The sequence below is a fragment of the Maritalea sp. genome (assembly GCF_047634455.1).
In the GTDB taxonomy this organism is placed as follows: domain Bacteria; phylum Pseudomonadota; class Alphaproteobacteria; order Rhizobiales; family Devosiaceae; genus Maritalea.
The window spans coordinates 48,397-61,564 of the sequence record NZ_JBLIAI010000004.1 but is presented as its reverse complement, the minus strand read 5'-3'; the positions used below and the strand labels follow the sequence as shown (position 1 = coordinate 61,564).

Below are 13,168 nucleotides of genomic sequence, written 5' to 3'. Positions count from 1 at the left end.
TTTTATTTTCGTTGCGCCACTTGAAGCGCTGGTGAAGAGATAAACATCAACCATAGCACTTTTGTGACAATCTGAAGATGTTCCTTCAAGTCACTAGCTGCTGTCAAGAATTTTTCACAATTATCTGTACAGAACCTGCGGTTGTGTGAATTTCGTTTCGGAAAGTTGAGTGATTGGACAAAATTTTGTGGCGCAGAATAGGTTTTGAGGCGTTGGGGGTGTTAGATAATCCGTTGCCCGCTGTCTTTGTCAAACAAGCTAATCGCGTCATGATCAAACTGGATATTGAAATGGTCGCCAACATTGACCTGTTTGCGCGCCGCCTCGCGGATGGTGAATTTCTGTTCGCCGATCAGAGCTGTAATATAAGTGTCTGAGCCGGTGCGCTCAATGGCGGTTGCTGTCACGGATTGGTCAAGAAGTCCCTGATCCTCTGCAACAACGCGAATTTCCTCTGGGCGGATACCCAACAGGGCATCGCCTTTAATGTTCAAACCAGCGTTTTTGAGGGTGCGCTTGTCATTGGCAATGGAAATCGAACCATCATTGTTTGCGCAAACAGGCAAAATATTCATCGGCGGTGAGCCCATGAAGCCCGCAACATAGGTGTTGGCGGGTTTGTAATAAACCTCGTCGGGGGTGCCGATTTGTTGGATATGTCCGTCTTTTAGGATGCAAATGCGCGTGGCTAAAGTCATGGCTTCGATTTGATCGTGGGTCACATAAACAATTGACGCGTTGACCCGCTGATGCAGGCTTTTAATCTCGGCGCGCATTTCCACACGCAGTTTTGCATCAAGGTTCGAAAGGGGCTCGTCGAACAAATAGAGTTGTGGATCACGCACGAGTGCGCGGCCCATGGCCACCCGTTGTCGTTGGCCGCCGGAGAGGGCGCTGGGTTTGCGGTCAAGCAATTGATCGAGCTGTAAAATCTCAGCGACCCGTTGCAGCTGTTTTTTCTGCTCTGCTTTGGCGGTGCCGCGCACTTTCAATCCAAAGGTGATGTTTTCGCCCACACTCATGGTCGGGTAGAGCGCGTAAGACTGAAACACCATGGCAATATCCCGGTCGCCGGGCGGTGTTTGCGTCATGTCTTTGCCGCCAATTTTGATCGCGCCATCATTGATGGTTTCAAGGCCCGCAATGCAATTTAAAAGGGTGGATTTGCCGCAACCAGAAGGACCGAGCAAAACCAAAAACTCGGCTTCGTCCATATCGATGTTGATGTCGTGCAGAACCTCAACCGAACCATAGTTCTTTTTGAGGTTGCTGATTTCCAAGACCTTTTTGGCTTTGCTCACGATTTCTTCCTTCTTGGGGCGCTGGTTGATGTTCTCACGATCAGGTCAACCGGGACGATTTTTTGCAATTGGTCTATTGGTGTGCCGCGGACCAGTTCCACGACCATTTTGGCGATCTCAGTACCCGCATTGCGGATCGGCGCACGGGTGACGGTGAGGGCGACCGAAAAGTTTTCGGTTTTAAGGGACGATAATCCATCGTCGTGGGTGATGATCGAGATATCTTTGCCGATCGCAAGCCCCATTTCACGAATGCGGCGCTGCGCGCCAACCGTGATCAGGGTTGAGGAACACAAGAACGCCGTTGGCCGATCATCGAGTTCGAGCAACGCTTGGGCATGGCGGTAGCCATATTCTTCGGTCATGTGATCATGATGAACGAGTTGCGGTGCGGTTTTTAGGCCAAAGTCCTTATGCGCACGGTTATAACCATCCAACCGTTGCTTGGCGAACATAAGGTCTGCCGCGCCGTTCAAAAGGCCAATGCGCGTATGGCCTAATTCCAGCAATAGTTTCGTCGCGTCATAGAACGCGCCCTCATTGTCGATATCGTAAAAGCCGTAAGGCAGATTGGTTTCGCAACGGCCATGCACGATGAAAGGGAAGTTGAGTTTGGACAAAACCGCTATGCGTTCATCATGGGCTTTGGGGGCGGAAATCACAAACCCGTCGACTTTGCCGATTTGGGCAAAGCGCTGATAGGTCTGGGGATTATCGGCAGCGGTGAGCACCACATCATTGTCGTAGGTCGCAAGCTTTTTGGTGAAGGCGGCGAGAAAGTCAGCAAAGTGCGGATCAACAAGCAGGTCGTCGTCATGCGGCAACACAATGCCGATGGCATCGGCGCGCCCGGTGGCCAAACGGCGGGCGCTTGAATTGGGCCTATAGTTCAATTTTTGTGCCGCTTCCAAGACCCTTGTGCGGGTGGCTTGATTGACGGTTGAATAATTGTTGAGCGCACGAGAAACCGTGGCCTGCGAAAGGCCGAGATGCTCTGCAAGTGATTTTAGATTTGCCACAGCGTCCTCCTTCTTCCACGACTCCCATTTGGCAGCAATTTGCGCAATCATTGAAAGCGCTTTCTTATCTTTTTCATATTGGTGAAATGGGTTTTTGGCAAGTCCTGCAAAACCATGTTGGCGAAAATATCTAGGTTTTTTGGTGTAAAATCATATGATAACAACCATTTAACATAGATATCCAAATTTCATTGTTCTCATGCGAAGTTTTTTTCTTAATTTTGTTTCTTGACAAAACCAGTTGTATTTACAATTGTTGAAAGCGCTTTCAATGAATTTGTTGCCGAATCCGATAGGTGGGTCGGTAAATGGGGTAGGGACGAGAATGAGCGAAGCACTTGCTGTCAAACAGTTGGATTTAGGCGCTGCAAAGAATTTGCAGACGCAACAGGATTGGTGGCGCGGTGCGGTGATCTATCAGATTTACCCGCGTTCGTTTCAAGACAGCAATGGCGATGGTATTGGCGATCTGCGCGGCATAACACAGCGTTTGCCCTATATAGCTGACCTTGGCGCTGATGCGATTTGGCTGTCGCCGTTCTTTACCTCGCCTATGAAAGACATGGGTTATGATGTTTCTGATTATTGCGACGTTGATCCAAGTTTTGGCACGTTAGAAGATTTTGACGCGATGACCGCTCGGGCGCACGCGCTTGGTCTTAAAGTGATGATCGATCAGGTTTTGTCACATTCGTCAGATCAACATCTGTGGTTTACCGAGAGTCGCCAAAGCCGCAATAGCGACAAAGCGGATTGGTATGTTTGGTCAGACGCGCGGCCAGATGGCACACCGCCGACCAATTGGCAGTCGGTATTTGGCGGAGCTGCGTGGAGCTGGGACCCAAAACGGCGCCAATATTATTTACACAACTTCCTCCCGAGCCAGCCGGACCTCAACTTCCATAATGGTGATGTGCAAGATGCCTTGTTGGAAACGGTTCGGTTTTGGCTTGAGCGTGGGGTAGATGGTTTCCGTTTGGACACAGTGAACTTTTACGTGCATGACCAGCAATTGCGCGACAATCCGCCCGTTGTGGGCGGTGGGTCAAACGATGTGCCTGATCTCAACCCATATGGATTTCAAGAACACATTTACGACAAAACCCGACCCGAAAACATCGGCTTCTTAGAGAAGTTCCGCGCGCTGCTTGATCAATATCCCGGTGCTTCTTCGGTGGGTGAAGTTGGCGACGGTGATCGCTCTTTGCGCACGATGGCCGAATATACGGCGGGCGATGATCGCTTACATATGTGTTATTCGTTTGATATGCTTGGGCCAGATTTTTCGGCCGCCCATTTCAAAAAATGCATCACAAAGTTTGAAGATGCGTCTGACGAGTTTGCGGGCGGAAAAAGCTGGCCATGCTGGGCATTTTCCAACCATGATGTGAACCGTCACATGACCCGTTGGGCTGACTTGGCCAACGACAAAACCCAATTCGCAAAACTCGCCGGTGCATTATTGCTCAGCCTTAAAGGCTCGGTTTGCCTTTATCAGGGCGACGAACTTGGCTTTACAGAAGCTGATGTTCGGTTTGAAGATTTGACCGATCCATATGGTATTCGCTTTTGGCCAGAGTTTAAGGGCCGCGATGGATGTCGCACGCCATTTGCTTGGTCAGCTAATGAGAACAATGCTGGATTTTCAACTTCTGCAAAAACATGGTTGCCGGTTGCGCCAGAGCATATGGCCACTGCAGCCGATGTACAGGTAGCGGACAACAATTCCATTCACGCGCAGTTCAAGCGGTTCTTAGCGTTCCGCAAGCAACTGCCAGCGCTGATCACGGGAGACATTCGTTTCCTTGATTGGGATCGCGAGGGCCTAGCCTTTGTGCGTGGTGAGGGGGCAGACGCGGTGCTGTGCGTCATCAATTTAAGCAATGACGAGGTGGCGTTTGAGCTGCCCGCCAGCATGGCAGCAACAGCATTAGATAACCACGGATTTGAATTTGGGTATGACGGCAAAACCGTCACCCTTGGTGGCCATCAGGCCTTTTTCGCTGCTTTGAAATAAGCGGTTAATCGGTAGTCGGGAGGATTACGACATGAAGAAACTACTCACCCTAGCAGTAAGCGCAATTGCGATTTCTGCGGCATCCATTTTGCCAACTTATGCGTTGGAAGAAGGCAAGCTTGTCATTTGGATCAATGGCGATAAAGGCTTTAACGGTCTTGCAGAACTTGGCAAAAAGTTCACCGAAGAACTTGGCGTTGAAGTTGTTGTTGAGCACCCAGAAGGTGTGACAGACAAGTTCCAGCAAGCTGCAGCCAACGGCCAAGGCCCAGACATTTTCATCTGGGCGCACGACCGTTTTGGCGAGTGGGCAGCTGGCGGCTTGATTGCGCCAGTTGATCCAAGCGATGCGGTTAAAGCCAACACATTTGATTTTGCTTGGGATGCAGTAACTTCTGACGGTAAAATCTGGGGTTACCCGATTGCCGTTGAAGCTGTTGGCTTGATCTATAATAAAGATTTGGTGCCAACACCACCAACAACATTTGAAGAAATTGCTGATCTGAAAATTGACGGCGTCGAATTCCCGATCATGTGGGATTACAACAACACCTATTTCTCATTCCCATTGCTTATGGCTGGCGGCGGTTACGCGTTTGAGAAAAAAGATGGCGCATATGATGCAACCACAACGGGCGTCGCAAATGCTGGCTCTATTGCTGGCGCGTCCATGATCAAATCTTTGATCGACGGTGGCGTAATGCCAAAAGGCGCTGACTATGGCGTGATGGATGCAGCGATCAACAAAGGCGAAACCGCCATGGTGATCAATGGTCCTTGGGCTTGGTCAAACCTTCAAACATCTGGCATCAATTTCGGTGTGGCCCCAATTCCTTCAGTTGATGGCAAACCTTCAAAATCATTCGTTGGTGTTTTGGCGGCAACTGTTAATGCGGCTAGCCCGAACAAAGACATCGCCAAAGAATTCATCGAAAGCTACATGCTATCTGACGATGGCCTAAAAACAGTGAATGATGATGTGCCTTTGGGTGCGGTGACTTCTATCTCGTTTGCAAAACAAGTTGAAGCGGATGCAAATATCGCGGCGACTTTGGCCAATGCGCAAACAGGTGTTCCAATGCCTTCAATCCCTGCAATGGGTAAATTCTGGGCCGCTATGGAGCCAGCACTTCGTTCAATCACCAATGGTCAGTCGTCTGTTGAAGACGCTTTGGCTGGTGCTGAAACACGTATCTTGGCAGAATAGTCAAAATGGGGGCATCGCCATTAAGGCGGTGCCTCACCTAACCTGCAAAGGTCAACGCCATGTCCGTTACGACTGAAGATCACAATCCGCAACCAAACCGTGCGGCAACCTCGATGATCTCCTTGCTTGTTCAAACGCTTAAACCGTTTTTGCGGCTTGCCAGTTTAACGGCTATCGCCTTGGCTTTTTTGTATGTCATTTGGGGCCTGTATCTTGCCGGTGAACCCATATTTGCCGTGGTTGCCTTCGCCCTTGGCATTTCTATTGTCATTCTGTTTGGCTGGGCGCGTTTTTATACCTGGCGATTTGTGTTCCCCGGTGTAGCCGCCATCGCAGTCTTTATCGTGTTGCCGGTGCTCTACACGTCTGGCATTGGCTTCACCAACTATAGCGCCTCCAATATTTTGCCGTTTGAGCGGGTGCAACAAATTCACCTTGATAAGATGGTCAAAGCGCCAGACAGCGGGCGTCCATTTGCGTTGACCGAAGATTTGCGACTGTATTTTGCGCAAGACGATGGTCGACCCGCGTTGATCACCGGGCCACTTGGCGCGGCTGAAGATGACCGCCTAATTGCTACGCCCTATGAAGGTGATGCGCCTGAAACGCAGAACGTAAAAGCGGTTTTGCAAAACCGGGCGGCGCTGCAAAAACTCATCGTTGAATTGCCGGACGGAGGCGAATTGACCATGGACGGCTTGCGCGAGTTCGCAACTTCCGCGCCCTTTTATACTCTCGACGAGAATGAAAATTTGAACGGGGTGGACGGTACGGTGCTGGTGCCAAATCACGAAAAAGGCTTTTACCAAAACGAAGCCGATGAAATGGTCACCCCCGGTTGGCCCGTGGGTGTTGGCTGGGCGAATTTTACCAAAGTTTTGTTTGCAGATGGCATCCGCCAACCGATGCTTGAAATCTTCATCTGGACCTGTGCCTTTGCGTTCCTGTCGATGGTTTTCACGTCGGGCCTTGGCACCATGTTGGCTGTGGTTTTGGAGTGGGAGCACCTTGCGTATAAGGCCATCTATAAGATCTTTTTGATCCTGCCTTATGCCGTGCCAGCCTTTATTTCGATCCTGGTCTTTCGCGGCCTGTTCAATCAAAATTTCGGCGAAATCAACTTGATTTTGGGGGCGCTGTTTGGTTTGGAGCCGGACTGGTTCACCAACCCAACCTTGACCCGATCAATGCTGTTGCTGGTCAATACGTGGCTTGGCTTCCCCTATTGGATGCTCATCTCAGCGGGCTTTTTGCAAAGTGTGCCGCGTGACCACTTTAAAGCCGCAGCACTTGAAAATTCAGGCCCTGTCCGTAATTTCTTCGCTATTACTTTGCCGCAGATTATGCCGCCGATGGTGCCGTTGTTGATTGCCAATTTCGCGTTTAACTTCAACAATATCGTTTTGGTCTTGCTCCTCACCCGCGGTGGACCGGATATTCCAGGCACGATCATTCCAGCAGGCTCAACCGACTTGCTTGGCTCGTTCACGTTCCGCATCGCGTTTCAAAATTCGGGTCAAGATTTCGGCTTAGCAGGCGCCATTTCAACGCTGATCTTCATCATCACAGGCATCATTGCCTATGTGAATTATCGCGCCATGCAAAGATTGGCCGCCAAACGGAGTGCCCGCTCATGATGGTTGAAAATCGCCGTTCGCTGTTTTGGCGCAAAGTCGCCGCGCATGTTTTCCTGGTCGGATTTATCGCCCTGATCATGTTTCCATTTCTGATGGTTTTGTCGATCTCGTTCCGGGAAGGCAACTTTTCGACGGGAAGCATTTTCCCTGAACGCCCAACGCTTGAACATTGGGCTTTAGCGCTTGGGTTTGAGTTTACCCGCGCCGATGGCACCGTGATGATCCCGCCATATCCGGTGCTGTTGTGGCTCTGGAATTCGGTCAAAATCTCGATGATTGCTTCCATCGGCATTTTGGTTTTGGCGACCACGTCTGCCTATGCGTTTGCGCGGATGCAATTCAAAGGACGCGTCGGGCTGCTCGATACATTGCTGATCGTGCAAATGTTCCCCGCCGCGCTCACGGTGATTGCGGCCTATGCGATATTTGATGCGCTTGGTCGCGTGGTGCCTTGGCTGGGCATTGATAGCCACCCGGCATTGATCCTGTCTTACTTGTCCGCAATCACTTTACATATCTGGACCATCAAGGGCTATTTCGACAGCGTCGATCCGGCGTTGGACAAAGCCGCCATGATTGATGGCGCGACGCCCTGGCAAGCGTTCCGCTTTATCTTTTTGCCACTCTCAGTGCCCATTTTGGCGGTGGTGTTCGTTTTGTCATTTATCTTTTTGATCAATGAATATCCGGTTGCGTCGGTCTTGCTGCGCAATACAGACCAGATGACGTTGGCGGTTGGTGCGCGGCAATATCTTTATGAGCAGAAATATCTCTGGGGTGACTTTGCTGCAGCGGCGGTTCTTTCCGGCCTGCCGATCACTGTTATCTTTTTGTTTGCGCAACGGTTTTTGGTTTCCGACCTCGGTGACGGTGCGGTTAAGGGATAGAAGTGTTGCCGCACATCGACGCCACGTGTAGATATGGTTTGATCTGCATCTTTGGGGAGCGAACATGCCGGACGAGAAGCAACGCAGCACATTTAACGCGCGTCGAAACTTCCTTGCGAATGGCGCAAAAGGCACCGCCATAATGGCAGCGATTGGTCCGTTCACGGCTTTTGCTGCGCAGGGTGAGACAGGTAGTATGCCGCAACCGATTGGCTATCAGATTACCCGTTGGCGGCAGGACCCGTTTGCGCTTGGCTCATACTCGTATTTGGCCAAAGGCTCAAAGAGTTCGCAGCGAAAAGACCTTGCAAAACATGTAGATGAGCGGATCAATTTTTGCGGAGAAGCGACAGATCGCGAAGCCCCCGCCACCGTACATGGCGCGTTGAATTCGGGTATTCGTGCGGCTGAAGAAGTCATGCGAAGCGATGCTGAAACCGTTGCGATTATTGGCGCTGGTATTGCTGGTTTGGCCGCGGCGCGGGCGCTTGCAGATGAGGGCTATAACGTGACCGTTTTTGAAGCACGAAACCGGATTGGTGGGCGCGTGTGGACGGAGCAAAGCCTTGGTATTCCTTTGGATTTGGGCGCGAGCTGGATCCATGGGCTCAAGGGTAACCCACTGACAAAAATCGCCAAAGACATTGGCGCAGAATTGCTGCCGACTGATTATGAAAACTACATCACGCGCAACGGCAATGGCATAATTGACGATGAAGACCAGTTGCCAGACTGGTTTGAGCAAGTCACAGCACTTGAACATGAATATGCGGCCGATATCGATCAGCTATCAAAGGATGCCACCGAAGAAGGCGAAGATTTGCGCGGCGGAGACGCGATTTTTGCTAATGGTTACAGTCAGATAGCTGAAGCATTGATAGGTGGGTTTGAGGTTAAACTTTCGCAACCTGTCGATAAAATCGCCTACGGCAAACAAGGTGTTGAGATTGGTGTAAAAGGTAAGTTTGAAGCATTTGACGTGGCGATTATCAGCGTGCCTTTAGGCGTTTTGAAAGCTGGAACAATTGATTTTCAGCCTGCCTTGCCAAAGAAAAAGCTGAAAGCGATCAATGATTTAGGCATGGGTTTGCTCAACAAAGTCTATTTGAAGTTTGATGATGTTTTTTGGGATAAACAAGCTGATATGCTCGGCATGGAGGGCGAAAAACGCGGCCATTTCACTGAATGGTTGAATATTTACAAATATACCGGGGAGCCGATCCTTTTGGGTTTTAATGCGGGCAGTGTGGCCGATAGCATTGAGCAGTTGAGCGACACGGAAACTGTTGCCGCGGCGATGGAAATGCTGGACCATATTTACGGTAAAAACCGTTTTTAAGGGCGGGTTTTGCCTCGTCGGAACGTGCCGATTTGTCCCGCTTTGGTCCCGGGGTTTGTGCCGGGAACGTTTCAAAATTGATGACATTTGAATTTCGTTGATTTTCCCTGCCTTTGCAGACAGTTGGGCAAATATCTTGTCACATTTGTGGTGGGACTGTTCCTGCATGTGTCAGTTAGGTGCCAAAATGTGTGTTTGCGTACCAATTAACTGAGTATTTTGCGAAGAGATTGATGGAATTTAGTGCAGAAAATGTCTTTGGCTTCAAAATGCCCCGCGTCGAGATTTGACGCGGGGTTCTGATTTCGAATTTAACCCAGCCGCTCTACTTCAGCGGCCACATCCTGGTGGAATTGTTTGTTGATGGAGCGGCCGATATAGGCAAACAAAATGCTGCCAAGGCCGACAAAGCCGAACACAAGACCGATCAGCCAACCAATGAACGGGATAAGCCCGAGGATGAAGGCGAGGATAATGCCTGCAACCATGGCGATGGCGCGTTTGATGAGAGTGTCGCCTTCAAAGCCAAACGCTTCAAGTACCCGCGCGGCAAGAAACCATGCGCCCGCAATATATCCCAATAGTACCGCGACGATGAGCACCACAATGGCCACTGGGATCAGCGGAATGCCGATCAGCGTCATGCCCAATACGGGGATGAGGCCGATGAACATCGCCACACCCAGCAATCCAATGAATATACTTTTGAACGGTCTGGCGATGGCCACTTCGTAGGCGATTTGGCTGCGTTTTGGGAACAGTGCCAACCAGATTACGCCGATGATGGGTAAAACCAACAGTAACAGCAGTGCGGACGCCCATGCAACCCACAGGCCTTGTGTGGTTTGTTTGGCGATGTCGCCCATGCCCGACACCATGTCGGGGGTTGAGACTTTTTGAATGGTGACCCGGTCGGGGGGTGCGACAGCGGCTGGGACTTGAATGTCGTCTCTGTTTGAGCGGATCAGCACTTGCCCGTCAATTTTTGCCCCTTCACCAAATTCAATGCGGTCGCCTGAGAAACTGAGGTCGCCTGAAACAGCTGCGTTTAGGTTGAAGGAGGCCGCGCCAATAAGCACTGAACCTGAAATGGGTGCATTGATGGTTACATCGGCGCCTGCGGCCCGTACATTGCCACCAACGGCGCCATTAATGATGACTGAGCTGCCAGAGCTTGTGACGTCTTTGCCGGTTGTGCCGTTGATCCGCACCATGTTGCCAAAGGCGTACACATTGCCTGCAACAGGGCCTTCTATAGATACTTCAAACCCGGCAGCATGAACATCGCCCGCCACATCGGTATTGACCAGTGGCTTGTAGCCAGCGGCAAAAACATCGTTTGGGACGGAGGTGAGTATTTCGGGTCGATCCGCGCCGATAAATACATCGCCGCCGAATTTCAATGATTGTGTTTTTTGCTCTTGAGCAAATATTGGGCTTACCAATATTGCTGTTATTGCCAGTATTAAGGAAATCACACGCATGTTCGTCTTCCCTATTTTCCAAAAGATCCAGAGTACAGACTAATGATGGTGTCATTTATTGCCTTGATCAAGGTCAGGTTGGTTAATAAGTTCTTAAGAGTTTATTTTAACCTCCATCTTTTGCCATTTCTTGCTTTAAATGTGCGGGTTGCACTTTGTGCATTTTGAAAAGGCAGAAGAGTTGGCGCATTTTGAAAAGGCAGAAGAGTTGGCGCAAGCACGCGGGCAGTTTTTGCGGTGATGCTCCAAAATATCGCATCAGCTATGCAGTCTTGACCTTCCAATTACTGTAAGGTTCATATATATTGTTCTATTCAACCTAAGCCAGTGGATCGGCGTTTGGACTTGCAAGTGCGATTTGGCTGCGTGGCCTGCAAGTCAAGATATACGGAGAAAGATACGAACATGTGTCCTGTAGAGAAAAAGGAATTCGAGCATATGATCGAATTGGCAGAAAAAATTGGTTTTACCGAAGAGGATATTGCTGATCTGGTGGCCACCTATGGTTGTCGGGAAAAGGCAAAACGATGAATATCGGGCAAGCAGCTGAAAAGTCTGGTTTACCAGCGAAGACCATTCGTTATTATGAAGAAATTCAACTTGTTCGTCCGGGTCGGGCGGACAATGGCTATCGAGATTATTGCGACGCGGACATTCACAGATTGTGCTTCTTGCAGCGATCCAGAAGCCTAGGTTTTACAATTGAAGAGTGCCGCACTTTGTTGTCACTTTATGATGATGAGCAACGCGCCAGTTCTGACGTAAAGAAGATCGCAAAGAAAAAAATTGATCTGATTGAGCAAAAAATCGTCGAGTTGAATTCCTTAAAATCGACCCTGTCCGTGCTCATCAAAAACTGTCAAGGTGATCACCGCCCGGATTGTCCGATATTGGATGATTTGGCGGGCAAGCGTGCAAAGGCAAATGCTGCCTAGCGTCCAATCAGCGTGCGACCCGCAGCATATAGGCCGTGGGTCAGCACAGAACCGGTTTCATAATATAGGCCTGCGGTTTTGGTGAGGTTCTCTGCGTAGGCGTTAATGGGTTCAACAGGTAAGTGTGATGTGTCGTTATTGGCGATCATTTTCGCCAAAGATGTGCCAAACACAGTGCCCGGGCCAATTCCACGACCAGAATATCCAAACACAGAATAGGCGTTGGGGCCGAACTCAACCACTTTGGGCAAATGATCTTTGGTCATTGCGATGCGGCCATGCCAAGCATGGTCAAGCTTTTTGCGCGCCAATTGTGGGTAGATCGCGGCCAGTTTCTTTTGCGCCCAAAATTCATGGGTTGGCGATGTTGCGTGGTCAAGTGAGCCGACTGAGCCCACCAGCAAACGACCATCACTGTCATATCGGAATGAGGACATAACCAGGGCTGTGTCCCAACACCCTTCCAGATTCGGCAAGATGCTTGTGCGCTCCGATTTAGTGAGCGGTTCAGTTGCGAACTGGAAGTAGTGCACAAGGGTAAAGCGGGACTGTTGGCCCAAGAGTTGATCGTTTGAATAGGCGTTGGTGGCGACGATGAGGTGCGGTGCACATGCTTGGCCGTTTTGGGTTTTGACTGTCCATTGCTCTGCGTTTCGGGCAATTGCAAGGGCTGGGCTGTTTTCGAACAGTTTAGCGCCCGCGTTGATGGCCGCTTGGGCAAGCCCTTGGCAATAGCTTAGGGGCTGGATGGTGCCGGCGCGCGGGTCAAATAACGCGCCTTTGAACGCGGCGGTGCCGGTGCGGTGTGCGGTTTGTTCTTGGTTGATCAGTGCAACGGGCGCATTGCGCTTTTGGTGTTGGGTAAACCGGGTGTGTAAATTTTTCAAACCGGCAGCTGAATGTGCGCAATGTAGGGTGCCGTTGCGCACCGCGTCGCAATTGATCTGGTGGCGTTCAATTAGTGAGAAAACAAGATCGGGGGCAGCGGCGAGGGCTTTGTTGAGCTTTTTCCCAGCAGCCAGTCCGATTGTGTTTTCTACGTCGTCAGGTGGGGTCCAAAGCCCGGCATTGACCAAACCGACATTTCGGCCAGAGCCGCCAAAGCCGATTGTTTCAGCCTCCAGTAAAATGACCAAAAGCCCAGACTGTGCCGCTTCAAGCGCGGCCGCACAACCGGTAAAGCCGCCACCAATGATGATCAGGTCAGCTGAATGTTCACCTTCTATTTGGGCGCGGCCAAGGGCGCTTGGTGCGGTTTTGGTCCAAAGGTTATTGTCGTATTTGTGCGCGATCATATGTGGTCTCGAAAATGGTTAGGGTCTGGACAGCAGTTCAATTGAGT

General features: G+C 50.4%; 10 protein-coding genes. 6 read left to right on the top strand and 4 right to left on the bottom strand.

The window, feature by feature from the left end; genetic code table 11:
• Positions 1-221: 221 nt before the first annotated feature.
• Positions 222-1,301, bottom strand: a complete 1,080-nt coding sequence (locus tag ACJAZW_RS02530) for an ABC transporter ATP-binding protein (RefSeq protein WP_415155291.1) — start codon at positions 1,299-1,301, stop codon at positions 222-224.
• The gene (locus ACJAZW_RS02525; RefSeq protein ID WP_415155290.1) at positions 1,298-2,320 is read right to left on the bottom strand and encodes a substrate-binding domain-containing protein; all 1,023 of its coding nucleotides are present in this window, start codon (positions 2,318-2,320) and stop codon (positions 1,298-1,300) included. The genes ACJAZW_RS02530 and ACJAZW_RS02525 overlap by 4 nt, the downstream gene beginning before the upstream one ends.
• Before the next feature lie 325 nt (positions 2,321-2,645).
• Between ACJAZW_RS02525 and ACJAZW_RS02520 the strand changes: the two genes are divergently transcribed.
• From ACJAZW_RS02520 to ACJAZW_RS02500, 5 genes are all read left to right on the top strand, one after another.
• On the top strand, positions 2,646-4,337 hold the full coding sequence (locus tag ACJAZW_RS02520; protein ID WP_415155289.1) for an alpha-glucosidase family protein: 1,692 nt from the start codon (positions 2,646-2,648) through the stop codon (positions 4,335-4,337).
• 31 nt (positions 4,338-4,368) lie between these two features.
• Entirely contained in the window at positions 4,369-5,544 is a 1,176-nt protein-coding gene (gene malE, locus ACJAZW_RS02515; RefSeq protein WP_415155288.1) for a maltose/maltodextrin ABC transporter substrate-binding protein MalE, read from the top strand.
• Positions 5,545-5,603: 59 nt separating this feature from the next.
• Complete coding sequence (gene malF, locus ACJAZW_RS02510) at positions 5,604-7,181, top strand: maltose ABC transporter permease MalF (protein WP_415155287.1); 1,578 nt, start codon at positions 5,604-5,606, stop codon at positions 7,179-7,181.
• A complete protein-coding gene (malG, locus tag ACJAZW_RS02505) occupies positions 7,178-8,068 on the top strand; it encodes a maltose ABC transporter permease MalG (RefSeq protein WP_415155286.1) in 891 nt (296 codons plus the stop codon). Before malF ends, malG begins: the two co-directional genes overlap by 4 nt.
• A 64-nt stretch (positions 8,069-8,132) precedes the next feature.
• Positions 8,133-9,407, top strand: a complete 1,275-nt coding sequence (locus tag ACJAZW_RS02500) for an FAD-dependent oxidoreductase (protein WP_415155285.1) — start codon at positions 8,133-8,135, stop codon at positions 9,405-9,407.
• Positions 9,408-9,718: 311 nt separating this feature from the next.
• Here ACJAZW_RS02500 and ACJAZW_RS02495 read toward each other — a convergent pair whose 3' ends face one another.
• A complete protein-coding gene (locus ACJAZW_RS02495) occupies positions 9,719-10,891 on the bottom strand; it encodes a hypothetical protein (protein WP_415155284.1) in 1,173 nt (390 codons plus the stop codon).
• A 527-nt stretch (positions 10,892-11,418) separates the two neighbouring features.
• Here ACJAZW_RS02495 and cueR point away from each other — a divergent pair.
• A complete protein-coding gene (cueR, locus tag ACJAZW_RS02490; protein WP_415155283.1) occupies positions 11,419-11,826 on the top strand; it encodes a Cu(I)-responsive transcriptional regulator in 408 nt (135 codons plus the stop codon).
• On the opposite strand, the gene ACJAZW_RS02485 is transcribed toward cueR, so the two are convergent.
• Positions 11,823-13,121 (bottom strand): NAD(P)/FAD-dependent oxidoreductase, encoded by a 1,299-nt coding sequence (locus tag ACJAZW_RS02485; protein ID WP_415155282.1) that lies wholly within the window; start codon positions 13,119-13,121, stop codon positions 11,823-11,825. The genes cueR and ACJAZW_RS02485 overlap by 4 nt on opposite strands.
• Positions 13,122-13,168: the final 47 nt, after the last annotated feature.